Consider the following 24277-nt stretch of genomic DNA (forward strand, 5'->3'; position numbering starts at 1 on the left):
CGGATACCGTGCCCCATCAGAATGAACAGGAGAGGGTTTCTATGCTGGCATTACGTCAGGTGCATCACATCGCGATCATTGGCGCGGACTACGCCGCCAGCAAGCGTTTTTACTGCGACATTCTCGGGTTTACCCTGCTGAGCGAAGTCTACCGTGAGGAGCGCGGCTCCTGGAAAGCGGATCTTGCGCTCAACGGGCAATACACCATCGAGCTGTTTTCTTTCCCCTCGCCGCCGGCTCGCGTCAGCCGCCCGGAGGCCTGCGGCCTGCGCCATCTGGCGTTCAGCGTCGACGACATCGATCAGGCTATCGCTCATCTGCAGGCGGCCGGCGTTGCCTGCGAACCGGTGCGTGTCGATCCCTACACCCAATCCCGCTTTACCTTTTTCAGCGATCCCGATGGTTTACCGTTAGAATTATACGAGAGTTAACGGCTTAATCGCCTCCCGGCGGCCACAGCCGGGGGCGGTTATGCTATGATCGCGCCCTTGCCCTACATGCCTACAGAGTTATTTCCGCCATGCAAGAGCCTGCTTTTCGCGTCGGGGAGTGGCTGGTTACTCCTGCCGACAACACCATCAGCCGCGATGGTCGCCAGAAAACGCTGGAACCGCGCCTGATCGACATGCTGTGCTATTTCGCCCGGCACCCCGACGTGGTGCTGAGCCGCGACGAGCTGATCGACAACGTCTGGAAGCGCAATATCGTCACCAACCACGTGGTGACCCAATGTATTTCAGAGCTGCGCAAGTACCTGAAAGACGGCGACAGCGACAGCCCGGAATACATTATCACCGTGCCCAAGCGCGGGTATAAGCTGGCGACGTCGGTGATCTGGTGTGAAGAAGGGGAGACACAACCCGCGATTGCACCGGCGCCGCAGATCGCGGTGATCATGCATGAGCCGGAAGACGGCCGCGATGATGAAGAAGATACGCCCTACGTGCCGCCGCGCCGGGCAAGCGTGCCGGCTGCTGCGCCCGGCGAAAATAAGCCGCATTTTTATCGCCGCTCGACGTTCTGGGTGTGGCTGGCGTTTCTGAGTGCGCTAAGCGTCTGCGTGGCGTTTGTCGGCATCGCCACGCTGTCGCAGCGCGTGCCGGTATCGACCATGCCGGTGCTGCTCAACCCGCGCGATATCGATATCCGCATTCAGGGCGGCGAGAGCTGCAGCAACTGGATGCCGCAGCTCTCTTATGTGGTGGGCGTCAGCGAGCTGATTACCGATTCGTTGAACACTTACTCTACCTTCCTGGTGCACGACCAGACCAACTACAACTATTCCGGCCCCAGCAACTCGGGCAAGTCGCTGTATATCGAGTTCGTCAATCAGCGCCACTACCGCGCCCAGCAGTGTTTCCTCTCCGTGCGGCTGGTGGATAACGCCGACAGTTCGATCATGTTGGACAAGCGTTACTTCATCACCGCCGATAACCAGCTGAAGATCCAGACCGACTTCCTCGCCAGCCTGTCCGCGGCGCTGAAGCAGCCTTGGCCGCCACAGCTGGAGCAGCGTCTGGCGCAGTTGCTGCCGGACAACGGGCCGTTGCTGCAGCGTTTCTACCAGGCGCATCAGTTGCTGATCCGCGGTGACGCCGATTCGTTGACCCGCGCCAGCGCCCAGCTGAGCGAGCTGATTAACAGCGCGCCGAACTTCCGCTATCTGCTGGCTGAAAAAGCGTTGGTGGATCTGCTGCGCAATTCTTATCAACCGTTCGACAGCCAGACATTGGCGCAATTGCGGGCCGATATCAGCCATCTGGCGACGATCCCCGAATTGAAGAACACGCCGATCATGCAGCAAGTTCTGGCGGTAGATGCCTTGACGCAGGGGCGCATTGACGAAGCGCACCGGGCGATCGATCTGGGGATTGAGCTGCAAATGTCGTGGCTGAACTATGTGCTGTTGGGCAAGGTGTATGAAATGCAGGGGCAGAATCATTTGGCGGCCGACTCTTATATTACCGCCTTCAATCTTCGCCCCGGTGAGGATACCTTGCATTGGATCACCAATGGCGTATTCCAGACGTCATTGACCAACGTGGTGCCTTATTTAAATAACTATCAGCGCCAATAATTAACCCAATATCACGCCGCCCTTATTCTTCGGGGATCATGGCGGCGTTATTTATTGGTGAAGTCATGTTGCGTGAATGTATTATTTTGCTGCGCGATATTATCTCTTTTTTGCCATTTGTTATGCGTTATTAACCTTGCCATCTTTTTGTTTTTAAATGATGTTTATCTTTTCTTTAGCCTGTCTTTTTATCTTGATGTGTTAATGAAAAACCTCAGGTTATCATTTGTATGATCATGAGCGTAATCTCACTTTATCTTTAGGACTTTATTCCCCCCGATGGTTAGCATCCTGACTATCAAGCTGGCTCATTAAAATCTTTTATTTATGGGCGTGGCTTATAAGAAACGTAAATCAGGAGAAACTGACCATGGCTTCACCCAAGAAAATAGGGCTTATTGCCTGCACCGGCGTGGTCGCCGGTAATATGATGGGGAGCGGGATTGCCTTATTGCCCGCCAACCTGGCGAGTCTCGGATCCATCGCCATTTGGGGATGGGTGATCTCGATTATCGGGGCGATGTCGCTGGCTTATGTGTATGCCCGCCTCGCCACCAAAAACCCACAGCAGGGCGGCCCTATCGCCTACGCCGGTGAAATTTCCCCGGCCTTCGGTTTCCAGACCGGCGTGCTTTATTACCATGCCAACTGGATCGGTAACCTGGCCATCGGCATTACCGCCGTTTCTTATCTCTCCACCTTCTTCCCGGCGCTGAATAACCCGGTGCCCGCCGGCATCGCCTGTATCGCCATCGTGTGGGTCTTCACCTTCGTGAACATGCTGGGCGGAACCTGGGTCAGCCGTTTGACCACCCTGGGCCTGGTGCTGGTGCTGATCCCGGTGATCGTGACCGCCATCCTTGGCTGGCACTGGTTTGACGCCGCCACCTACCAGGCTAACTGGAACACCTCCGGCACCACCGACAGCCATGCGGTCATCAAAAGTATCCTGCTGTGCCTGTGGGCGTTCATCGGCGTGGAATCCGCGGCGGTCAGCACCGGCATGGTGAAAAACCCGAAACGCACCGTACCGCTGGCGACCATGCTCGGCACCGGTCTGGCGGGCATCATCTATATCGCCGCCACCCAGGTGATCAGCGGTATGTTCCCGGCGTCTGAAATGGCCGCCAGCGGCGCGCCGTTCGCCATCAGCGCCTCGGCGATTATGGGCAACTGGGCGGCACCGATGGTTTCCGCCTTCACCGCCTTCGCCTGCCTGACGTCACTGGGTTCGTGGATGATGCTGGTCGGCCAGGCCGGGGTGCGCGCCGCCAACGACGGCAACTTCCCGAAAGTGTACGGCGAGCTGGATAAAAACGGCATTCCGAAGAAAGGCCTGCTGCTTGCTGGCTGCAAAATGACCGCGCTGATGGTGCTGATCACCCTGATGAGCTCCGCCGGCGGCAAAGCCTCCGACCTGTTCGGTGAGCTGACCGGTATCGCGGTGCTGCTGACCATGCTGCCTTACTTCTACTCCTGCGTAGACCTGATCCGCTTTGAAGGGGTCAACGTGCGCAACCTGCTGAGCCTGATCGCTTCAGTGTGCGGCTGCGGCTTCTGCTTCATCGCGCTGATGGGCGCCAACTCTTTCGAACTGTCCGGCACCTTTATCATCAGCCTGATTATCCTGATGTTCTACGCCCGGAAAATGAATACCCGTCAAGCTGCCAACGCCGCGGCGGTTGATGAAAACACCACGGCCAAAGCGCACTGATTCGCGTCCGCTGACCGACTGAATTTACCCAGCCCCTTTCTTTCCGACCTGTCAGCCGCGACGGGAAGGGGCTTGCTTTGCCAGGAGAAATGCATATGAACGTTATCGCCATCATGAATCACATGGGTGTCTACTTTAAAGAAGAGCCTATCCGTGAACTGCATCAGGCGCTGGAAAGTCTGGATTTCCGCATCGTTTACCCTAACGATCGCGAAGACCTGCTGAAACTGATCGAGAACAACGCCCGCTTGTGCGGGGTGATCTTCGACTGGGACAAATACAACCTGGAGCTGTGCGAAGAGATCAGCCAACTGAACGAGTACATGCCGCTGTACGCATTCGCCAACACCTATTCGACGCTTGACGTCAGCCTGAACGATCTGCGCATGCAGGTGCGCTTCTTCGAATATGCGCTCGGCGCGGCAACCGACATCGCCGCCAAGATCAAACAGAATACCGACGAATATATCGACACCATCCTGCCACCGCTGACCAAGGCGCTGTTCAAATACGTGCGCGAAGGCAAATACACCTTCTGTACGCCGGGCCACATGGGCGGCACCGCGTTCCAGAAAAGCCCGGTGGGCAGCCTGTTCTACGATTTCTTCGGCCCGAATACCATGAAGTCGGATATCTCGATTTCGGTGTCCGAGCTGGGATCGCTGCTGGATCACTCCGGCCCGCACAAAGAGGCGGAAGAGTATATTTCTCGCGTGTTCAACGCCGAACGCAGCTACATGGTCACCAACGGCACCTCCACCGCCAACAAGATCGTCGGCATGTATTCGGCGCCGGCGGGCAGCACGGTGCTGATTGACCGCAACTGCCACAAGTCGCTGACTCACCTGATGATGATGAGCGACATCACGCCGATCTACTTCCGCCCGACCCGCAATGCTTACGGCATCCTCGGCGGCATCCCGCAGAGCGAGTTCCAGCGCGCCACCATCGCCAAACGCGTGAAGGACACTCCGAACGCCACCTGGCCGGTGCACGCGGTGATCACCAACTCCACCTATGACGGCCTGCTGTACAACACCGACTTTATCAAGAACACTCTGGACGTGAAGTCTATCCACTTCGATTCCGCCTGGGTGCCTTACACCAACTTCCATCCGATCTATAAAGGCAAGTGCGGCATGAGCGGCGGCCGCGTGGAGGGCAAGGTGATCTATGAAACCCAGTCCACCCACAAACTGCTGGCGGCCTTCTCGCAGGCGTCGATGATCCACGTGAAGGGCGACATCAACGAAGAGACCTTCAACGAAGCCTACATGATGCACACCACCACTTCGCCGCACTACGGCATTGTGGCCTCGACCGAAACCGCTGCGGCGATGATGAAAGGCAACGCCGGCAAGCGCCTGATCCACGGCTCTATCGAACGCGCGATCAAGTTCCGTAAAGAGATCAAACGCCTGAAAGTCGAATCCGACGGCTGGTTCTTCGACGTCTGGCAGCCGGAGCACATCGATGAGCCGGAGTGCTGGCCGCTGCGCTCCGACAGCGCCTGGCACGGTTTCAAGAACATCGACAATGAACACATGTATCTGGACCCAATCAAGGTCACCATTCTGACGCCGGGGATGAGCAAGGAAGGCGAGATGCAGCCGTTCGGCATCCCGGCCAGCATCGTGGCGAAATACCTCGACGAGCACGGCATCATCGTCGAGAAAACCGGGCCGTACAACCTGCTGTTCCTGTTCAGCATCGGCATCGATAAAACCAAGGCGCTCAGCCTGCTGCGCGCGATGACCGACTTCAAACGCTCGTTCGACCTGAACCTGCGGGTGAAAAACATGCTGCCTTCGCTGTATCAGGAAGCGCCTGATTTCTATGAAAACATGCGCATTCAGGATCTGGCACAGAACATTCACCGCCTGGTGGAGCAACACAACCTGCCGGACCTGATGTACCGCGCATTCGAAGTGCTGCCAACCATGGTGATGAACCCGTACCAGGCGTTCCAGAAAGAGCTGCACGGCGAAGTGGAAGAGGTCTATCTGGAAGAGATGGTCGGTAAGGTCAACGCCAACATGATCCTCCCATACCCACCGGGCGTGCCGCTGGTGATGCCGGGCGAGATGCTGACCGAAGAGAGCCGGCCGGTGCTGGAGTTCCTGCAGATGCTGTGCGAAATCGGTGCGCATTATCCGGGCTTTGAAACCGACATTCACGGCGCCTACCGTCAGGCGGACGGACGTTATCGGGTGAAAGTGCTGAAGGCGAAATAACCGCAGCCAAAAACAGGGGAGGCGCTCGCGCTTCCCCTTTGTCGTTCACCGACTGATGGGAGACCACCATGAAAACACCCTCACAGCCGCGCGCAATCTACTATGTCGTAGCGATACAAATTTGGGAATATTTCAGCTTTTACGGCATGCGTGCGTTACTGATCCTCTATCTGACCCACCAACTCGGCTATACCGACAGCCACGCCATCGATCTCTACAGCGCTTACGCTTCGTTAGTTTACGTCACTCCAATTTTGGGCGGCTGGCTCGCCGACCGCCTGCTGGGCAACCGCGTCGCGGTGATCGCCGGCGCGGCGCTGATGACCCTGGGGCATATCGTGCTTGGCCTGAGCGCGGTCTCCGCCCAGTCGCTCTATCTGGCGCTGGCGATTATCATCTGCGGTTACGGCCTGTTCAAATCCAATATCAGCTGCCTGCTGGGCGAGTTGTATCCGGCGCAGGACTCGCGCCGCGAAGGGGGCTTCTCGCTGCTGTACGCCGCCGGCAACGTCGGTTCCATTTTGGCGCCGATCGCCTGTGGGTTGGCGGCCGAGCGCTATGGCTGGCACGTCGGCTTTGCGTTGGCCGGGATCGGCATGTTCGCCGGTCTGGTGATTTTTCTGCTTGGCGGACGCCATTTCCGCCACACCCGCGGCGTCAATGTGCCGCTGATGCGCGCCAAAAGCCTGGGCCTGCCGCACTGGGGATGGCTGCTGGCGGCGCTGCTGGCGTCGCCGCTGTTCTTCACGCTGCTGTTTGAACGCGACTGGGCCGGCTATTTGCTCGGGTTGGTGTGCGTGGCGGCGGTGGCGCTGGTGGCGCGCATTATGCTGCGCGCGGACGCCGGCCAGCGGCGGGGGCTGTGGCAGATCATCGTACTGATGCTGCTGGGCACGCTGTTCTGGGCTTTTGCCCAGCAGGGCGGCAGCTCCATCAGCCTGTTTATCGATCACTTCGTCGACCGGCGCTGGTTCGGCTGGACGGTGCCGACCGCGCTGTTCCAGTCGGTTAACGCCTGCGCGGTGATGCTGGGCGGCGTGGCGCTGGCCTGGCTGGCGAGCGGCGGTGGCGCGGGCGACCGGACGCTGCGCATCTGGTGCAAGTTCGCCTTCGGCCTGTTGCTGATCGGCGTCGGCTTTATGCTGATGGCGCTCAATACGCGGCTGCACGGGCCGGGTTCTATGGGGCTGATGATCGCCGGCCTGGCGGTGATGGGCTTCGCCGAACTGTTTATCGATCCGGTGGCGATGGCGCAGATCACCCGGCTGAATATCCCCGGCGCCACCGGCGTGTTGACCGGTATCTATATGCTGGCGACCGGTTCGATCGCCAACTATCTGGCGGGCATCATCGCCAATCAGACCGCCGAAGACCACATCGAGGGGGCGGCGATGCAGGCGTATGGCCGCATTTTCGCCCAGATCGGCTGGGGGGCGGCCGGGTGCGCGCTGGCGGTGATCGCGGTGCTGGGCGGCTGGTGGCTGCTGACGCGACGCCAGGCCCGGACGGTTAATGCTTGATTGATGGCGGTAGGCGGGGTTAACGTGCAGCTATGTAGAAGTGACAAAGCCTACCGATGGATACTGATCAATTAACGACGCAGGTAGCGGACCAGCTGGGCGCGCAGCAGCGGCTGCTGGTGGCGTTCAGCGGCGGCCTGGATTCCAGCGTGCTGCTGCATCTGCTGGCGACGTTGCGCCGCCAGCGTCCGGCGCTGCAGCTGCGTGCGCTGCACGTGCATCATGGCCTGAGCGCCTTTGCCGACCGTTGGGTTGAGCATTGCCGCCGCCAGTGCGCCGACTGGCGGGTGCCGCTGACGGTGACGCACGTGCAGGTGGATGCCCGCCAGGGCGGCATCGAAGCGGCGGCGCGTGCGGCGCGCTATGCCGCCTTCAGCGCAGCATTGGCGGAGGGAGAAGCGCTGCTTACCGCTCAACACCTTGACGATCAAAGCGAAACTTTCCTGTTGGCGCTCAAGCGCGGCAGCGGGCCGGCGGGGTTGTCGGCGATGGCGGCGCGCGCCACGCTGGGCGAGCACTTGCTGTTGCGGCCGTTGCTGGGCTGCTCGCGTCAAACGCTGGAAAGCTACGCGCAGCGCCACGCCTTAAGCTGGATAGATGACGACAGCAATCAGGACACGCGCTTCGATCGCAATTTCCTGCGTTTGCAGGTTTTGCCGCTGCTCAATCAGCGCTGGCCGCACTTCGCTTCGGCGGTGGCGCGCAGCGCCAGCCTGTGCGCCGAGCAGGAGCAGCTGCTGGACGAACTGCTGGCGGAACCGCTGCAAAGCCTGTTGGCGGCGGATCGCTCATTGGCGATCGACGGCCTGACTGACTGTTCGCCGGTACGGCGTTTCGCCTTGTTGCGGCGTTGGATCGCGTTGTTTAACGTCACTATGCCGGCGCGTGAGCAGCTACAGCGCCTGTGGGAGGAGGTGGCACTCAGCCGGGAAGACGCCGAACCGCAGCTGCAGCTCGGCGCCTATCAGATCCGCCGTTTCCGTGGCCGACTGCACCTGCTGCCGCCGCTGGCGGCGCTGCGCGGTGTGCATCTGCTCTGGCGGCCTGACGAGCCGCTGACGTTGCCGGACGGGCTGGGGCGCCTGATCGCCGGTGAGGGCGATCTGGCGCTGCGCGCGCCGCTGTCATCGCAGCGGATCAGCATTCGTTTCGGCGGCGTGCAGGGCGCCGTGCGCATCGTGGGGCGCGCCCATTCGCGGCCGATAAAAAAACTGTGGCAGGAGCTGGGGATCCCTCCCTGGCAGCGTGATCGCATCCCGTTGATTTATTATGATGAGCAGTTGATCGCTGCCTTGGGCGCATTCGTCTGTGAGGCGGGGCAGGTGGCGGAAGGCGAACGCCCGTGGCGGCTGCGCTGGGAAAAAAATCATAATCGTGAGGAGCAATGATGAAGTTTGTGGGGATCACGCTGTTGGCCGCCGGCCTGTTCAGCCTGCCGGCGTTGGCGGCGGGGGATGCGGCCGCCGGTCAGGCGAAAGCCGCCGCCTGTGCGTCGTGCCACGGCGCGCAGGGCAAGGTGACGGTGCCGATGTACCCGAATCTGGCCGGACAGAACGCCATGTACCTGCAGCATGCGCTGCAGGCGTATAGGAAAGGGGAGCGCAACGGCGGCCAGGCCGAGGTGATGAAGGCCTATGTGTCGGGGCTGTCGGATAACGACATCGCCGATCTGGCGGCTTACTATGCCAGCCTGAAGCCGTAAATGACGAGGGCAGCCGTCGGGCTGCCCTGTTGGGATGGGGTTACCGCTGCTCAGTCCGACAGACTGACGACCACGGTACCGATTTCCGGATGACTGAAACTGCTGATATGGTCCAGACGCAGGTCGCGCTGCTGGCCGTTCTGTTCGATGGTCAGATACTCAACGCGTTTCTTTTGCAGCAGGTCGATCGCCTTGGCCTCGATCACTTCTCCGTCGCGTAACTCCAGCTTCAGAATAAGTTTATGCTGACAGGCGAGTTCCAGGTTGTCGTAGTCATCGCAATTGATGGGTTGGTACTCATCATTCATCAACATAGTCGCTCACCAATAAGTTAGCGGCGGCAAAGGCCGCCTGTTCCCTAACGGAGGACGGTAGCGCGTCGTTCGCTGCGACATCGTCCAATGCCTTTAACGCACAAGCCAGCGCATCAGGCACGTAGCCAAGATCTCCACTGCCAATCTCGGCGTAAGTACGGCGTACTAACTCACAGTATTGTTGCACAGTTTCCTCCCTTAAGAACCTCTGCATCATCAAGACCGCTCTCGCGATGAGGCGCAGGCTCTCGGAGTTTTATCCTATCCTAGACGACTATAGCACAGCTGTTATGGAGTTATCAGCACCTCGACACGCCTTTCGTTCTGCGCCGAACCGGGCTGCGCTGGCGGCGTTCGCCCCTGATCAAGTACACTGTCGCCGAATAATAACGAGGTCACCCATGGCGCTGAAAGCAACCATTTATAAAGCCGCGGTCAATATCGCTGATATGGATCGTCACTTCTATCACGACGCCACGCTGACGCTGGCGCAACACCCGTCCGAAAATGAACAGCGCATGATGCTGCGCCTGTTGGCCTGGATCTGCCATGCCGACGAGCGGCTGGTGTTCACCAAAGGGCTGAGCGCCGACGATGAGCCGGAGATCTGGCAGCGCAACGACCATAACGGGCTGGAAATGTGGATCGAGATGGGGTTGCCCGACGAGAAGCGCATTCGCAAGGCCTGCAACCAGTCGCCGCGCGTGGTGCTGTACGCCTACGGCGAGCGCGCCGCGCACGTGTGGTGGCAGGGAATGCAGGGCAAGGTGGCCGGTTACAAGAACCTGAGCGTGCGTTTCCTCGATGACGAGCAGCTGGCGCGGCTGACGGCGCTGGCCAGCCGCACCATGACGCTGCAGGCGACGCTGCAGGAGGGAACTATTTGGCTGTCCGATGCTCAGAATAGTCTGGAAATCCAGTTTGCCGAGTGGCAGCGGGCGCAGGTGTGACCGGTGCTGGAACTGTCAAGAAACGTCGCCATACCGGATAATGAGCTGGAATTGACGGCGATCCGCGCGCAGGGCGCGGGCGGCCAGCACGTGAACAAAACCTCAACGGCGATCCATTTGCGCTTTGACATCCGGGCATCCAGCCTGCCAGAGTATTATAAGGAAAGGCTGCTGGCGCTGAATCACCATTTAATTACCGCCGATGGTGTGGTGATTATCAAGGCGCAAGAGTATCGCAGTCAGGAATTGAATCGCGAAGCGGCGTTGGCCAGGCTGGTCGCGTTGATTCAGCAGGCGATGGTGGTGGAAAAAACGCGCAAGGCGACCAAGCCGACGAAAGGAGCGAAACTGCGTCGTTTGGAAGGCAAGACGCGTAAAGGCGCCACCAAGGCGCTGCGCGGCAAGGTTCGCACTTAGGAATACATGAACACAGTAGGAGAATAACTGTGAAGAAAATTACGATAGCCCTGTTCTTGGCGGCAGGTGCACTCTCGTTGTTGGGATGCAATAATCATTATCAGCCGAAGGAACAACCGCTGCAGGCGATGCCGCAGAGTTATCAAGGGGTGTTGCCTTGCGCTGATTGCGGCGGCCTGGATACGGCGCTGTTCCTGGATGAAGACGGCACCTTCGTGCTGCAGGAAACCTATCGCGGCAGCAAAGACGGCGATCAGACCTTTGCCGACTACGGCAAATGGGCGCGCACCGCGGATAAGCTGGTGCTGACCGATAGCACCGGCGAGAAACGCTACTTCCGTCCGGTGGGCAAGAGCCTGGAGATGCTGGATCGCAGCGGCGCGCCGATCGAGTCCAAGCTGAATTACCGTCTGGAGCCGGTTGAAAAACCGTTGCCTAAAACCCCGATGGCGATGAAAGGCAGCTACAGCTATATGGCCGACGCGGCGGTGTTCAAAGATTGCGCCACCGGCATCACTTTCCCGGTGGATAACAACATCGCGCTGGAGCAAGGTTACGCTAAGGCCAATAAGACTGCCGGCGAGCCGGTGTTCCTGACCTTCAACGCGCACTTCAGCGTGCAGCCGTCGATGGAAGAGGGGCAGATTGAAAAAGCGGTGGTGCCGGACGGCAAGATCGCGTTCGACCGTAGTAAAAGCTGCAGCAGCAAGTAACGCGTTTCGGATATAAAAAAACCCGCCTAGGCGGGTTTTTTTATTCTCTGGCGATCGACGCTTAGCGTTTGATCTGGCCCAGCAGGAAATCAACGATTTCGCCGGTTTTGATCATCTGCTTCTCGCCGATGCGGCGGTTCTTGTACTCGATCTCTTCGTTGTCGAGGTTACGATCGCCGATAACGATAGAGTGCGGCACGCCGATCAGTTCCATATCCGCGAACATCACGCCCGGACGCTCTTTGCGGTCATCGAGGATCACGTCGATGCCGTGGGAACGCAGGGTGTTGTACAGCTCTTCCGCCAGCGCCTGCACGCGGAATGACTTGTGCATGTTCATCGGCAGGATCGCCACCTGGAATGGCGCGATGGCGTCCGGCCAGATGATGCCGCGTTCGTCGTGGTTCTGCTCGATGGCGGCGGCCACGACGCGCGTCACCCCGATGCCGTAGCAACCCATGGTCAGCACCTGGTTGCGGCCGTCTTCACCCTGCACGGTCGCTTTCATCGCTTCCGAGTACTTGGTGCCGAGCTGGAAGATATGGCCCACTTCGATGCCGCGTTTGATCAGCAGCGTCCCCTGACCGTCCGGGCTGGCGTCGCCTTCCACCACGTTACGGATATCGGCCACCTGCGGCAGCGGCAGATCGCGCTCCCAGTTGATGCCGAAGTAGTGTTTGCCGTCAACGTTGGCGCCGGCGCCGAAATCGCTCATCGCCGCTACGCTGCGATCGGCTACCACCGGCATCGGCAGCTTGACTGGGCCAAGCGAGCCTGGGCCGGCGCCGACGATGGCGCGGATCTCTTCTTCGGTGGCGAAGGTCAGCGGCGCGGCAACCTGCGCCAGCTTCTCGGCCTTGATTTCGTTCAGTTCGTGATCGCCGCGCACCAGCAGGGCGACCAGTTTATGGCCGCTCTCTTCGGTGGCGCGCACCATCAGCGTCTTCACGGTTTTTTCCACCGGCAGCTGGAATTGCTCGACCAGCTCGGCGATGGTTTTGGCGTTCGGCGTATCCACCAGGCGCAGCTCTTCGCTGGCTGCAGCGCGCGGCTCTGCCGGCGCGACAGCTTCCGCCAGCTCGATGTTGGCGGCGAAATCGGAACCGGTGGAGAACACGATATCGTCTTCACCGCTCTGCGCCAGCACCTGGAATTCGTGCGAGGCGCTGCCGCCGATCGAGCCGGTATCCGCCTGCACCGGGCGGAAATCCAGGCCCATGCGGCTGAAGATTTTGCTGTACGCTTCGTACATTGCGTCGTAAGTCTCCTGCAGAGACTCCTGTGAGGTGTGGAAGGAGTAAGCATCCTTCATCAGGAACTCACGGGAACGCATCACGCCGAAACGCGGGCGCACTTCATCACGGAACTTGGTCTGGATCTGGAAGAAGTTCAGCGGCAGCTGCTTGTACGAGCTGATCTCGTTGCGGATCAGATCGGTGATCACTTCTTCATGCGTCGGGCCCAGTACGAACGGACGATCGCCGCGGTCGACGAAGCGCAGCAGCTCGGGGCCGTATTGCTCCCAACGGCCGCTTTCCTGCCACAGATCGGCAGGCTGAACCACCGGCATGGACACTTCGATCGCGTTAGCATTGTTCATTTCTTCGCGAACGATGTTTTCAACCTTTTTCAGAACGCGCAGGCCGGTCGGCAGCCAGGTGTAAAGACCGGAGGCCAGCTTGCGGATCATCCCGGCGCGCAGCATCAGCTGGTGGCTGATCACTTCGGCGTCGGCAGGTGTCTCCTTCAAAGTGGAGAGCAGATATTGGCTAGTACGCATGGTGTTTTGGTTCCGTTAGAACTGCAAATTGCATCGGGCTGCCAGAGTGGCGGCCAAAAGTGACAAAAGTGGTTTAGTTTACCAGCGCGAGCGGGTCGCCAAAAGAGAGGCGGCGGAATTTTAACGCGGGTCGAGCGCCAACACTTCGGTGCGGCCGTCCACGACGCGCCAGCGCACGTTGAAATCCAACAGCCAGACGGCGTAATCCCGTTCGACGTCCTCTCCTTTACGATAGGCGGGACGGGGATCTTGCGCCAGCACCTGGCTGATAAAACGCCTTAATTGCGGGTAGCGCGCCTGATGTTGCTGCAGCTGTTGCTCGGCCTGCGGTGCGAAACGCACCGGCATATCGCCGGCGGGCGCGGCCTGGGCAAAGCCGGCGCGGGCCTGCGGCTGGCTCTCGGCGAACGGCAGATAAGGCTTGATGTCCACCACCGGGGTGCCGTCGACCAGGTCGAGGCTGCCCAGTTCCAGCGCCACTTCACCGTTTTTCACCCGCACGCCCTTCAGCTCAATGAGCGACATGCCGAGCGGGTTGGGGCGGAAGGTGGAGCGGGTGGCGAACACGCCCATGCGGGCATTGCCGCCTAAACGCGGCGGACGCACCGTCGGGCGCCAGCCGCCTTCCATGGTTTGATGGAAAATGAACATCACCCACAGATGGCTGAAATCGCTGAGGCCGCGCACCGCTTCCGCCTGGTTGTAAGGCGGCAGCAGCAGCAGTTCGCCGCCGCCGTCTTCGACCAGCCCCGGCTGGCGGGGCACGGCGAATTTTTCTTTATACGGCGAGCGGATCACGCCGATCTGCTCGAAAACGAATTCGGTCATTTGGAGGAGACGTTAAGCGCCGAGCCCTGACAAACGGCCTGTTGATAGCAACCGGCGACGCCGCTGACAATCTGGCAGTCGTGCAGCAGCACGGCGTTGGCCTTCATGTAAGACGCACGGATTTGCATGCGTTTACGGGCGGTAGCCAGATTCGGTGGAGAGTCTTGCACGGTGGTTTGGCACGATTCGCCGGACACTTCACCCAGATCGCGGAACGGTTTACCCACGAGTTCTTCTGCACTTTTGTACAGTTTTACCGGTGCGGGGCGGGCGGCCGGCGTAGTTTTGGCCGGAGCGGTGGTAGTCGGCTTGCTGGTGCTGCTTGTTGAGGACGGCGCGATACGCTGCGATGAACATCCGGCCAGCGCGAGCGCTAACAAACAGAGAGGTAAAACACGCATTGAGATTCCTCTGCCTTAATGAAAGTGGCGCTATTGAAGCAAGCTATGGCGGAAATAACAAGACGGGCCTTGGCCCGTCTTGCAATTATAGGAATAAAATGGGTGAATAAGCGCTTACCAGCCTTTCACCGCGCCGCCGTTGAAGATTTTGTTGGCGGCCGCGTCAACGTCGTCAGACTGATAGGCCTGAACGAATTTCTTCACGTTTTCCGCATCTTTGTTATCTTCGCGCGCAACCAGCAGGTTGACGTAAGGCGAGTCTTTATCTTCCACGAACAGACCGTCTTTCGCCGGCGTCAGGCCGATCTGGCTGGCGTAGGTGGTGTTGATCACCGCCAGCGCGATCTGCTGATCGTCCAGAGAGCGCGGCAGCTGAGGCGCTTCCAGCTCAACCAGCTTCAGGTTTTTCGGGTTCTCGGTCACGTCCAGCACGGTCGGCAGCAGGCCAACGCCGTCTTTCAGCTTGATCAGACCAACTTTCTGCAGCAGCAGCAGCGAACGGCCCAGGTTGGTCGGATCGTTAGGCAGCGCGATCTGCGAACCTTCTTTCAGCTCGTCCAGCGATTTGATTTTCTTGGAGTAACCGGCGATCGGGTAAACGAAGGTGTTGCCGACCGGCACCAGCTTGTAACCGCGGTCTTTGATCTGCTGATCCAGATAAGGCTTGTGCTGGAAGGCGTTCAGATCGATATCGCCTTTGCTCAGCGCTTCGTTAGGCAGCACGTAGTCGTTGAAGGTGACCAGTTCAACGTCCAGACCGTACTTCTCTTTCGCCACTTTCTGCGCCACTTCAGCCACTTGCTGCTCAGCGCCGACGATCACGCCGACCTTGATGTGGTTCGGATTCTTTTCATCCTGGCCACAGCCCGCCAGAGCCAGCGTGCCGATCAGTGCGCCAATTGCCGCGATGGATTTAAATTTTAACGACATATCCCTTCCTCATTAGACTCGCATTAACATGCGGTGAAACTATTTATGGGTAACGGCTTTGACGATGCGATCGCCGCAGAATTGGATCAGATAAACCAAAACTACCAGTAATACTAATACGGTATTCATCACTGTGGCGTTATAACCGATATAACCGTATTGGTAACCGATTTGGCCCAGGCCGCCGGCGCCGACCGCGCCGCCCATGGCGGAGTAGCCCACCAGGGTGATCAGGGTGATGGTCGCGGCGTTGACCAAGCCCGGCAGGGCTTCCGGCAGCAACACTTTCTTGATGATCTGCATCGGCGTGGCGCCCATGGCGCGCGCGGCTTCCACCAGGCCGGACGGGATCTCCAGCAGGGCGTTTTCCACCATGCGCGCGATAAACGGCGCGGCGCCTACCGTCAACGGCACGATGGCCGCCTGCAGGCCGATCGAGGTGCCGACGATCATGCGGGTAAACGGAATCATCCAAACCAGCAGGATAATGAACGGAATGGAACGGAAGATGTTCACCAGCCCGGACAGGATCTTATACAGCGAATTGTTGGCGATGATCTGCCCCGGGCGGGTGACATACAGCAGCACGCCTACCGGCAGGCCGAGCACGAAACCGAAGAAGCCGGAGACAAAGGTCATCATGACGGTTTCCCACACGCCACGCGCCATCAACCACATCATTGCCTCAGACATAACCCAGAACCTCTACTTTTACCTGATTTTCTTGCAGGAACTTAATCGTCGCCAGCGCGTCTTCGTCGCTGCCGTGCAGCTCCGCCAGCATCACGCCGAATTTCACGCCGCCGGCATAATCCATCTGGGCGCTGATAATGTTGTTGTTCACGTTGAAGCGGCGAGCGGCTTCAGACAGCAGCGGCGCATCGACCGACTGACCGGTGAACTCCAGGCGCAGCAGCGGCTGGCGGTCGCCCTGACGCTCCGGCGACAGGCGCGCGGCGTAGTCGTCCGGGATATCCAGATGCAGCGTGGACTGAATGAACTGCTGGGCCAGCGGGGTTTTCGGGTGTGAGAACACTTCGCTGACGCTGTCTTTTTCGATCAGCTGCCCCTGGCTGATGACCGCGACCTGGTCGCAGATGCGTTTCACCACGTCCATTTCGTGGGTGATCAGCAGAATGGTCAGGCCCAGGCGGCGGTTGATGTCTTTCAGCAGCTCCAGGATGGAGCGGGTGGTGGCCGGATCCAACGCGCTGGTGGCTTCGTCGCACAGCAGCACTTTGGGATTGCTGGCCAGCGCACGGGCGATCGCCACGCGCTGTTTCTGGCCGCCGGACAGATTGGCCGGATAGGCGTCGTGTTTGTCCGCCAGGCCGACCAGCTCCAGCAGTTCGGTCACGCGCTTTTTGATCTCGGCGCGCGACGTATTGTCCAGCTCCAGCGGCAGCGCCACGTTGCCGAACACCGTGCGGGAAGAGAGCAGGTTGAAGTGCTGGAAGATCATGCCGATTTGGCGACGGGCGCGCGTCAGTTCGCTTTCCGACAGAGACGTCAGATCCTGGCCATCGACCAGCACCTGGCCGGAGGTAGGGCGCTCAAGCATGTTGGCGCAGCGGATCAGCGTGCTTTTGCCGGCGCCGGAAGAGCCGATAACGCCATAGATTTGCCCGGCAGGGACGTGAAGGGTCACGTCAGAGAGCGCGGTAATGGTGCGCGAACCCTGCTGGAACACTTTAGTGATGTTAGAAAGTTTAATCATATTCTTCTTATTTTAGCGTGGTTGCCCGTGGCTAGATAAAAGTAAACCTCGGCGTGGAACCAAGGTATGGATCAGATGTTAAGGCGTCTAGACGTCTAAGTCAACGGCCAGCGACGTTCTCCGGCGTTCTCAGTGCGGGGTAAAACATGCGATACTGTCAGCGTATTCAGCCCCTCAGGAGCAAAGCGGTGACACAAAGCGTTCCAGCAATTTTTCTCGATCGTGACGGTACGATTAACGTTGATCATGGTTATGTCCATGAAATCGACAATTTCCACTTTATTGACGGCGTGATTGACGCCTGTCGCGAACTCAAAAAGATGGGGTTCGCGCTGGTGATGGTGACCAACCAGTCGGGCATTGCGCGCGGCAAGTTCAGCGAAGACCAGTTTATGTACCTGACCGAGTGGATGGACTGGTCGCTGGCCGATCGCGACGTCGACTTCGACGGCATCTATTTCTGCCCGCATCATCCGGAGGCGGTAGTGGAAGAGTATCGTCAGGTCTGTGACTGCCGTAAACCGCAGCCGGGCATGCTGCTGCAAGCGCAGCAGGAATTGAACATCGATATGGCCGCTTCTTATATGGTGGGCGATAAACCGGAAGATATGCAGGCGGCGATCGCGGCCGGCGTCGGCACCAAGGTGCTGGTGCGTACCGGCAAGCCGGTGACGGAGCAGGGTGAAAAGCTGGCCGATTGGGTGCTAAATAGCCTGGCGGACCTGCCGGCAGCCATCAAAAAGCGGGTTTAATAGGCGTTACGCATGAATAGTGAGCGGTCAGATAAAAAATGCATATTATCGCTTGTCATTCTGAACCGGCTCCCTATAATGCGCCTCCATCGACACGGCGCAAGTGATTCACTTCACACAGCGGCCGGGAAGAAAGAGAAAAAATCCTGAAAATTAGGGTTGACTCTGAAAGAGGAAAGCGTAATATACGCCACCTCGAGTTAGCAAGCGAAAGCGCCTAACTCACTGCTCTTTAACAATTTATCAGACAATCTGTGTGGGCACTCCACAAGACGATATCCAGCATCTTCGGATGCAAAAAAATATCAAGTCTTGAAGAGTGACTAACTGAAGTAAAATTCATGCAGTAAATCTTTGAGCATCGCTTCTCGAGTGGAAGCAAATCAAGCTTTTAATTGAAGAGTTTGATCATGGCTCAGATTGAACGCTGGCGGCAGGCTTAACACATGCAAGTCGAGCGGTAGCACAGGGGAGCTTGCTCCCCGGGTGACGAGCGGCGGACGGGTGAGTAATGTCTGGGAAACTGCCTGATGGAGGGGGATAACTACTGGAAACGGTAGCTAATACCGCATAACGTCGCAAGACCAAAGAGGGGGACCTTCGGGCCTCTTGCCATCAGATGTGCCCAGATGGGATTAGCTAGTAGGTGGGGTAATGGCTCACCTAGGCGACGATCCCTAGCTGGTCTGAGAGGATGACCAGCCACACTGGAACTGAGACACGGTCCAGACTCCTACGGGAGGCAGCAGTGGGGAATATTGCACAATGGGCGCAAGCCTGATGCAGCCATGCCGCGTGTGTGAAGAAGGCCTTCGGGTTGTAAAGCACTTTCAGCGAGGAGGAAGGTGGTGAACTTAATACGTTCATCAATTGACGTTACTCGCAGAAGAAGCACCGGCTAACTCCGTGCCAGCAGCCGCGGTAATACGGAGGGTGCAAGCGTTAATCGGAATTACTGGGCGTAAAGCGCACGCAGGCGGTTTGTTAAGTCAGATGTGAAATCCCCGGGCTCAACCTGGGAACTGCATTTGAAACTGGCAAGCTAGAGTCTCGTAGAGGGGGGTAGAATTCCAGGTGTAGCGGTGAAATGCGTAGAGATCTGGAGGAATACCGGTGGCGAAGGCGGCCCCCTGGACGAAGACTGACGCTCAGGTGCGAAAGCGTGGGGAGCAAACAGGATTAGATACCCTGGTAGTCCACGCTGTAAACGATGTCGATTTGGAGGTTGTGCCCTTGAGGCGTGGCTTCCGGAGCTAACGCGTTAAATCGACCGCCTGGGGAGTACGGCCGCAAGGTTAAAACTCAAATGAATTGACGGGGGCCCGCACAAGCGGTGGAGCATGTGGTTTAATTCGATGCAACGCGAAGAACCTTACCTACTCTTGACATCCAGAGAACTTTCCAGAGATGGATTGGTGCCTTCGGGAACTCTGAGACAGGTGCTGCATGGCTGTCGTCAGCTCGTGTTGTGAAATGTTGGGTTAAGTCCCGCAACGAGCGCAACCCTTATCCTTTGTTGCCAGCGGTTCGGCCGGGAACTCAAAGGAGACTGCCAGTGATAAACTGGAGGAAGGTGGGGATGACGTCAAGTCATCATGGCCCTTACGAGTAGGGCTACACACGTGCTACAATGGCGTATACAAAGAGAAGCGACCTCGCGAGAGCAAGCGGACCTCATAAAGTACGTCGTAGTCCGGATTGGAGTCTGCAACTCGACTCCATGAAGTCGGAATCGCTAGTAATCGTAGATCAGAATGCTACGGTGAATACGTTCCCGGGCCTTGTACACACCGCCCGTCACACCATGGGAGTGGGTTGCAAAAGAAGTAGGTAGCTTAACCTTCGGGAGGGCGCTTACCACTTTGTGATTCATGACTGGGGTGAAGTCGTAACAAGGTAACCGTAGGGGAACCTGCGGTTGGATCACCTCCTTACCTAAAGATATTAGTTCGCGTGGCGTGCTCACACAGATTGTCTGATGAAAAAGTAACGAGCAAAAGCGTCATAAAAGTACGGTGTCGTGTCCCCTTCGTCTAGAGGCCTAGGACACCGCCCTTTCACGGCGGTAACAGGGGTTCGAATCCCCTAGGGGACGCCAAGCTTCCGACCCACCCGGTGAAAGCGGCGGTCTAAAGTATCTGACGATACACCATATCTTAAAGATGACTTCCGAGTCATGTTTAAGATATTGCTCTTTAACAATCTGGAACAAGCTGAAAATTGAAACATGACGGCTGAAATTTATCCCTCCGTAGAAGTAGTGGGATGAAGAGTAACCTGTCATAGAGTCTCTCAAATGTTTGCAGCGCGAACGATGGAAACATCTTCGGGTTGTGAGGTTAAGTGACTAAGCGTACACGGTGGATGCCTAGGCAGTCAGAGGCGATGAAGGGCGTGCTAATCTGCGAAAAGCGTCGGTAAGGTGATATGAACCGTTATAACCGGCGATACCCGAATGGGGAAACCCAGTGTGTTTCGACACATTATCATGTCATGAATACATAGTGGCATGAGGCGAACCGGGGGAACTGAAACATCTAAGTACCCCGAGGAAAAGAAATCAACCGAGATTCCCCCAGTAGCGGCGAGCGAACGGGGAGGAGCCCAGAACCTGAATCGGCTTGTGTGTTAGTGGAAGCGTCTGGAAAGTCGCGCAGCAAAGGGTGATAGCCCCGTACACTAAAATGCACAGGTCGTGAGTTCGATGAGTAGGGCGGGACACGTGACATCCTGTCTGAATATGGGGGGACCATCCTCCAAGGCTAAATACTCCTGACTGACCGATAGTGAACCAGTACCGTGAGGGAAAGGCGAAAAGAACCCCGGCGAGGGGAGTGAAATAGAACCTGAAACCGTGTACGTACAAGCAGTGGGAGCACCTTCGTGGTGTGACTGCGTACCTTTTGTATAATGGGTCAGCGACTTATATTTTGTAGCAAGGTTAACCGTATAGGGGAGCCGTAGGGAAACCGAGTCTTAACTGGGCGACTAGTTGCAAGGTATAGACCCGAAACCCGGTGATCTAGCCATGGGCAGGTTGAAGGTTGGGTAACACTAACTGGAGGACCGAACCGACTAATGTTGAAAAATTAGCGGATGACTTGTGGCTGGGGGTGAAAGGCCAATCAAACCGGGAGATAGCTGGTTCTCCCCGAAAGCTATTTAGGTAGCGCCTCGTGAACTCATCTTCGGGGGTAGAGCACTGTTTCGGCTAGGGGGCCATCCCGGCTTACCAAACCGATGCAAACTCCGAATACCGAAGAATGTTATCACGGGAGACACACGGCGGGTGCTAACGTCCGTCGTGAAGAGGGAAACAACCCAGACCGCCAGCTAAGGTCCCAAAGTCATGGTTAAGTGGGAAACGATGTGGGAAGGCATAGACAGCCAGGATGTTGGCTTAGAAGCAGCCATCATTTAAAGAAAGCGTAATAGCTCACTGGTCGAGTCGGCCTGCGCGGAAGATGTAACGGGGCTAAACCATGCACCGAAGCTGCGGCAGCGACGCTTAGCGTTGTTGGGTAGGGGAGCGTTCTGTAAGCCGTTGAAGGTGGCCTGTGAGGGTTGCTGGAGGTATCAGAAGTGCGAATGCTGACATAAGTAACGATAAAGCGGGTGAAAAGCCCGCTCGCCGGAAGACCAAGGGTTCCTGTCCAACGTTAATCGGGGCAGGGTGAGTCGACCCCTAAGGCGAGGCTGAAAAGCGTAGTCGATGGGAAACAGGTTAATATTCCTGTACTTGGTGTTACTGCGAAGGGGGGACGGAGAAGGCTAGGCTAGCCGGGCGACGGTTGTCCCGGTTTAAGCGTGTAGGGGGTGTGACCTGGTAAATCCGGTTGCATGTTAACCCTGAGGCGTGATGACGATGCACTACGGTGCAGAAGTAGTTGATGCCCTGCTTCCAGGAAAATCCTCTAAGCTCCAGGTAACATTAAATCGTACCCCAAACCGACACAGGTGGTCAGGTAGAGAATACCAAGGCGCTTGAGAGAACTCGGGTGAAGGAACTAGGCAAAATGGTGCCGTAACTTCGGGAGAAGGCACGCTGGCATGTAGGTGAAGTCCCTTGCGGATGGAGCTGAAGCCAGTCGAAGATACCAGCTGGCTGCAACTGTTTAATAAAAACACAGCACTGTGCAAACACGAAAGTGGACGTATACGGTGTGACGCCTGCCCGGTGCTGGAAGGTTAATTGATGGGGTCAGCCGCAAGGCGAAGCTCTTGATCGAAGCCCCAGTAAACGGCGGCCGTAACTATAACGGTCCTAAGGTAGCGAAATTCCTTGTCGGGTAAGTTCCGACCTGCACGAATGGCGTAATGATGGCCAGGCTGTCTCCACCCGAGACTCAGTGAAATTGAACTCGCTGTGAAGATGCAGTGTACCCGCGGCAAGACGGAAAGACCCCGTGAACCTTTACTATAGCTTGACACTGAACATTGAGCCTTGATGTGTAGGATAGGTGGGAGGCTTTGAAGCGTGGACGCCAGTCTGCGTGGAGCCATCCTTGAAATACCACCCTTTAATGTTTGATGTTCTAACTCGGCCCCGTGATCCGGGGTGAGGACAGTGTCTGGTGGGTAGTTTGACTGGGGCGGTCTCCTCCCAAAGAGTAACGGAGGAGCACGAAGGTTAGCTAATCACGGTCGGACATCGTGAGGTTAGTGCAAAGGCATAAGCTAGCTTGACTGCGAGAGTGACGGCTCGAGCAGGTACGAAAGTAGGTCTTAGTGATCCGGTGGTTCTGAATGGAAGGGCCATCGCTCAACGGATAAAAGGTACTCCGGGGATAACAGGCTGATACCGCCCAAGAGTTCATATCGACGGCGGTGTTTGGCACCTCGATGTCGGCTCATCACATCCTGGGGCTGAAGTAGGTCCCAAGGGTATGGCTGTTCGCCATTTAAAGTGGTACGCGAGCTGGGTTTAGAACGTCGTGAGACAGTTCGGTCCCTATCTGCCGTGGGCGTTGGAAGATTGAGAGGGGTTGCTCCTAGTACGAGAGGACCGGAGTGAACGCACCACTGGTGTTCGGGTTGTCATGCCAATGGCATTGCCCGGTAGCTAAGTGCGGAAAAGATAAGCGCTGAAAGCATCTAAGCGCGAAACTTGCCTCAAGATGAGTCTTCCCTGGGCCTTCAAGGCCCCTGAAGGAACGTTTAAGACTAAGACGTTGATAGGCTGGGTGTGTAAGTGCAGCGATGCATTGAGCTAACCAGTACTAATGATCCGTGAGGCTTAACCTTACAACACCGAAGGTGTTTTTAGAGAGATTTTCAGCGAAGTTCCGAGATTGGTTCTGATGGCGACACGAGAGTGAAGCGGTTGGAATGAAACAGAATTTGCCTGGCGGCAATAGCGCGGTGGTCCCACCTGACCCCATGCCGAACTCAGAAGTGAAACGCCGTAGCGCCGATGGTAGTGTGGGGTCTCCCCATGCGAGAGTAGGACACTGCCAGGCATCAAATAAAACAACAAGCCTCATGCGAAAGCATGGGGCTTTTTGTTGTAAGCCTTAAACCACCTCCTAAGGAGGTGGTGATTGAACCTGTGAGGCTCTAGCCTGAAGGAAACCCATGCCGGAATATTCCAGCTTACTCACCACAAGTAAGAAGGAAATCACCAACATGGGTTTATACAGGAGTTCATCACATGTGTTCTGGCGTTGCAAATACCACCTGGTTTGGACGCCAAAGTATCGATTTAAAATCCTCCGCGACAAGGTGGGCAAAGAGCTCTACCGAACAATTTATATCCTCTGCAACATGAAGGACTGTGAAGTTCTTGAGCTAAATATTCAGCCAGATCATGTGCATCTGGTCGTGATAGTCCCCCCGAAGCTATCGATTTCGACGTTGATGGGCGTCCTGAAAGGACGCAGTGCAATCCGGCTTTACAATCGTTTCCCACATATACGAAAGAAGTTGTGGGGCAATCATTTTTGGGCAAGGGGATACTTTGTCGATACGGTAGGGGTAAACGAAGAAATTATCAGGCGATACGTGAAGTATCAGGATAAGAAGGACCAAGAGATCGAACAGCAGATGGAGCTGTTGCAGGATTAACTCGAAAATGGCCCCCTTTTAGGGGGCGTCGTGTAAAGCCACCTCCTCAGGAGGTGGTCTTTTACTTTGTCTGTTATCTGGCGTTCTGCCCGAGCATGGGCATCCTGATACGAATGGTGTAGGACAAATCCGCCGGGAGCGGATTTGAACGTTGCGAAGCAACGG

General features: G+C 57.3%; 20 protein-coding genes, 1 tRNA gene and 3 rRNA genes. 16 read left to right on the forward strand and 8 right to left on the reverse strand.

Going from position 1 to position 24277, the window contains the following annotated elements; genetic code table 11:
• Window positions 1–41 precede the first annotated feature (41 nt).
• The 7 genes from JL05_RS09305 to JL05_RS09335 all read left to right on the forward strand — a co-directional run bounded on the left by JL05_RS09305 (window position 42) and on the right by JL05_RS09335 (window position 9247).
• Window positions 42–431 carry a VOC family protein gene (locus JL05_RS09305; RefSeq protein ID WP_015378887.1) on the forward strand — a complete coding sequence of 130 codons (390 nt, stop codon included), beginning with the start codon at window positions 42–44 and terminating at the stop codon, window positions 429–431.
• A gap of 89 nt (window positions 432–520) precedes the next feature.
• Complete coding sequence (gene cadC / locus JL05_RS09310; RefSeq protein ID WP_033632252.1) at window positions 521–2077, forward strand: lysine decarboxylation/transport transcriptional activator CadC; 1557 nt, start codon at window positions 521–523, stop codon at window positions 2075–2077.
• Between the two features lie 370 nt (window positions 2078–2447).
• The gene (gene cadB, locus JL05_RS09315) at window positions 2448–3791 is read left to right on the forward strand and encodes a cadaverine/lysine antiporter (protein WP_033632253.1); all 1344 of its coding nucleotides are present in this window, start codon (window positions 2448–2450) and stop codon (window positions 3789–3791) included.
• Window positions 3792–3886: 95 nt separating this feature from the next.
• On the forward strand, window positions 3887–6025 hold the full coding sequence (cadA, locus tag JL05_RS09320; RefSeq protein WP_033632254.1) for a lysine decarboxylase CadA: 2139 nt from the start codon (window positions 3887–3889) through the stop codon (window positions 6023–6025).
• Window positions 6026–6093: 68 nt separating this feature from the next.
• Entirely contained in the window at window positions 6094–7545 is a 1452-nt protein-coding gene (dtpD, locus tag JL05_RS09325; protein ID WP_033632255.1) for a dipeptide permease DtpD, read from the forward strand.
• A 56-nt stretch (window positions 7546–7601) separates the two neighbouring features.
• Complete coding sequence (tilS, locus tag JL05_RS09330; protein ID WP_033632256.1) at window positions 7602–8933, forward strand: tRNA lysidine(34) synthetase TilS; 1332 nt, start codon at window positions 7602–7604, stop codon at window positions 8931–8933.
• Window positions 8933–9247: a c-type cytochrome gene (locus tag JL05_RS09335; protein WP_033632257.1), complete on the forward strand. Its 315-nt coding sequence runs from the start codon at window positions 8933–8935 to the stop codon at window positions 9245–9247. The genes tilS and JL05_RS09335 overlap by 1 nt, the downstream gene beginning before the upstream one ends.
• A gap of 50 nt (window positions 9248–9297) precedes the next feature.
• Here the strand turns inward: JL05_RS09335 and rof are convergent, their stop codons facing one another.
• Complete coding sequence (gene rof / locus JL05_RS09340; protein WP_004931991.1) at window positions 9298–9561, reverse strand: Rho-binding antiterminator; 264 nt, start codon at window positions 9559–9561, stop codon at window positions 9298–9300.
• Window positions 9548–9748 (reverse strand): YaeP family protein, encoded by a 201-nt coding sequence (locus JL05_RS09345; protein ID WP_004931993.1) that lies wholly within the window; start codon window positions 9746–9748, stop codon window positions 9548–9550. The genes rof and JL05_RS09345 overlap by 14 nt, the downstream gene beginning before the upstream one ends.
• 214 nt (window positions 9749–9962) lie before the next feature.
• Between JL05_RS09345 and JL05_RS09350 the strand changes: the two genes are divergently transcribed.
• The 3 genes from JL05_RS09350 to nlpE are packed head-to-tail and all read left to right on the forward strand — an operon-like array spanning window position 9963 to window position 11641.
• A complete protein-coding gene (locus JL05_RS09350) occupies window positions 9963–10511 on the forward strand; it encodes a YaeQ family protein (RefSeq protein WP_004931995.1) in 549 nt (182 codons plus the stop codon).
• A 3-nt stretch (window positions 10512–10514) separates the two neighbouring features.
• Window positions 10515–10928 carry an alternative ribosome rescue aminoacyl-tRNA hydrolase ArfB gene (gene arfB, locus JL05_RS09355; RefSeq protein ID WP_004931997.1) on the forward strand — a complete coding sequence of 138 codons (414 nt, stop codon included), beginning with the start codon at window positions 10515–10517 and terminating at the stop codon, window positions 10926–10928.
• 29 nt (window positions 10929–10957) lie between these two features.
• On the forward strand, window positions 10958–11641 hold the full coding sequence (gene nlpE / locus JL05_RS09360; protein WP_033632258.1) for an envelope stress response activation lipoprotein NlpE: 684 nt from the start codon (window positions 10958–10960) through the stop codon (window positions 11639–11641).
• Window positions 11642–11702: 61 nt separating this feature from the next.
• On the opposite strand, the gene proS is transcribed toward nlpE, so the two are convergent.
• The 6 genes from proS to metN form a co-directional block, all read right to left on the reverse strand.
• Window positions 11703–13421 (reverse strand): proline--tRNA ligase, encoded by a 1719-nt coding sequence (gene proS, locus JL05_RS09365; protein ID WP_033632259.1) that lies wholly within the window; start codon window positions 13419–13421, stop codon window positions 11703–11705.
• A gap of 120 nt (window positions 13422–13541) precedes the next feature.
• Entirely contained in the window at window positions 13542–14249 is a 708-nt protein-coding gene (tsaA, locus tag JL05_RS09370; protein WP_033632260.1) for a tRNA (N6-threonylcarbamoyladenosine(37)-N6)-methyltransferase TrmO, read from the reverse strand.
• Window positions 14246–14650, reverse strand: coding sequence for an Rcs stress response system protein RcsF (gene rcsF / locus JL05_RS09375; protein WP_004932006.1), 405 nt, complete (start codon window positions 14648–14650; stop codon window positions 14246–14248). The genes tsaA and rcsF overlap by 4 nt, the downstream gene beginning before the upstream one ends.
• Window positions 14651–14764: 114 nt before the next feature.
• Window positions 14765–15580: a MetQ/NlpA family lipoprotein gene (locus JL05_RS09380; RefSeq protein ID WP_033632261.1), complete on the reverse strand. Its 816-nt coding sequence runs from the start codon at window positions 15578–15580 to the stop codon at window positions 14765–14767.
• Window positions 15581–15619: 39 nt separating this feature from the next.
• Window positions 15620–16273: a methionine ABC transporter permease MetI gene (locus JL05_RS09385; RefSeq protein WP_004932010.1), complete on the reverse strand. Its 654-nt coding sequence runs from the start codon at window positions 16271–16273 to the stop codon at window positions 15620–15622.
• Window positions 16266–17297: a methionine ABC transporter ATP-binding protein MetN gene (metN, locus tag JL05_RS09390; RefSeq protein ID WP_016929862.1), complete on the reverse strand. Its 1032-nt coding sequence runs from the start codon at window positions 17295–17297 to the stop codon at window positions 16266–16268. The genes JL05_RS09385 and metN overlap by 8 nt, the downstream gene beginning before the upstream one ends.
• A 188-nt stretch (window positions 17298–17485) precedes the next feature.
• Between metN and gmhB the strand changes: the two genes are divergently transcribed.
• The 6 genes from gmhB to tnpA all read left to right on the forward strand — a co-directional run bounded on the left by gmhB (window position 17486) and on the right by tnpA (window position 24112).
• Window positions 17486–18049, forward strand: a complete 564-nt coding sequence (gmhB, locus tag JL05_RS09395; protein WP_015378880.1) for a D-glycero-beta-D-manno-heptose 1,7-bisphosphate 7-phosphatase — start codon at window positions 17486–17488, stop codon at window positions 18047–18049.
• Between the two features lie 392 nt (window positions 18050–18441).
• Window positions 18442–19983: ribosomal RNA gene (locus JL05_RS09400) — 16S ribosomal RNA — on the forward strand.
• An 88-nt stretch (window positions 19984–20071) separates the two neighbouring features.
• Window positions 20072–20147, forward strand: a tRNA-Glu gene (locus JL05_RS09405).
• 239 nt (window positions 20148–20386) lie between these two features.
• Window positions 20387–23293: ribosomal RNA gene (locus tag JL05_RS09410) — 23S ribosomal RNA — on the forward strand.
• A gap of 99 nt (window positions 23294–23392) precedes the next feature.
• Window positions 23393–23508, forward strand: a 5S ribosomal RNA gene (gene rrf / locus JL05_RS09415).
• Together the 16S, 23S and 5S rRNA genes with 1 tRNA gene alongside form the textbook arrangement of a ribosomal RNA operon.
• Before the next feature lie 166 nt (window positions 23509–23674).
• Window positions 23675–24112, forward strand: a complete 438-nt coding sequence (gene tnpA, locus JL05_RS09420; protein ID WP_033633558.1) for an IS200/IS605 family transposase — start codon at window positions 23675–23677, stop codon at window positions 24110–24112.
• Window positions 24113–24277: the final 165 nt, after the last annotated feature.

Source organism: Serratia nematodiphila DZ0503SBS1 (genome assembly GCF_000738675.1).
GTDB classification, from domain to species: domain Bacteria; phylum Pseudomonadota; class Gammaproteobacteria; order Enterobacterales; family Enterobacteriaceae; genus Serratia; species Serratia nematodiphila.

Excerpts from the sequence above, each read along its gene's own strand:
- proS (WP_033632259.1), bottom strand. The coding sequence starts at position 13,421 with ATGCGTACTAGCCAATATCTGCTCTCCACTTTGAAGGAGACACCTGCC.
- tnpA (WP_033633558.1), top strand. The coding sequence starts at position 23,675 with ATGGGTTTATACAGGAGTTCATCACATGTGTTCTGGCGTTGCAAATAC.
- JL05_RS09305 (WP_015378887.1), top strand. The coding sequence starts at position 42 with ATGCTGGCATTACGTCAGGTGCATCACATCGCGATCATTGGCGCGGAC.
- cadA (WP_033632254.1), top strand. The coding sequence starts at position 3,887 with ATGAACGTTATCGCCATCATGAATCACATGGGTGTCTACTTTAAAGAA.
- cadC (WP_033632252.1), top strand. The coding sequence starts at position 521 with ATGCAAGAGCCTGCTTTTCGCGTCGGGGAGTGGCTGGTTACTCCTGCC.
- cadB (WP_033632253.1), top strand. The coding sequence starts at position 2,448 with ATGGCTTCACCCAAGAAAATAGGGCTTATTGCCTGCACCGGCGTGGTC.
- dtpD (WP_033632255.1), top strand. The coding sequence starts at position 6,094 with ATGAAAACACCCTCACAGCCGCGCGCAATCTACTATGTCGTAGCGATA.
- JL05_RS09335 (WP_033632257.1), top strand. The coding sequence starts at position 8,933 with ATGAAGTTTGTGGGGATCACGCTGTTGGCCGCCGGCCTGTTCAGCCTG.
- rcsF (WP_004932006.1), bottom strand. The coding sequence starts at position 14,650 with ATGCGTGTTTTACCTCTCTGTTTGTTAGCGCTCGCGCTGGCCGGATGT.
- JL05_RS09380 (WP_033632261.1), bottom strand. The coding sequence starts at position 15,580 with ATGTCGTTAAAATTTAAATCCATCGCGGCAATTGGCGCACTGATCGGC.
- JL05_RS09385 (WP_004932010.1), bottom strand. The coding sequence starts at position 16,273 with ATGTCTGAGGCAATGATGTGGTTGATGGCGCGTGGCGTGTGGGAAACC.
- tilS (WP_033632256.1), top strand. The coding sequence starts at position 7,602 with ATGGATACTGATCAATTAACGACGCAGGTAGCGGACCAGCTGGGCGCG.
- rof (WP_004931991.1), bottom strand. The coding sequence starts at position 9,561 with ATGTTGATGAATGATGAGTACCAACCCATCAATTGCGATGACTACGAC.
- tsaA (WP_033632260.1), bottom strand. The coding sequence starts at position 14,249 with ATGACCGAATTCGTTTTCGAGCAGATCGGCGTGATCCGCTCGCCGTAT.
- JL05_RS09350 (WP_004931995.1), top strand. The coding sequence starts at position 9,963 with ATGGCGCTGAAAGCAACCATTTATAAAGCCGCGGTCAATATCGCTGAT.
- metN (WP_016929862.1), bottom strand. The coding sequence starts at position 17,297 with ATGATTAAACTTTCTAACATCACTAAAGTGTTCCAGCAGGGTTCGCGC.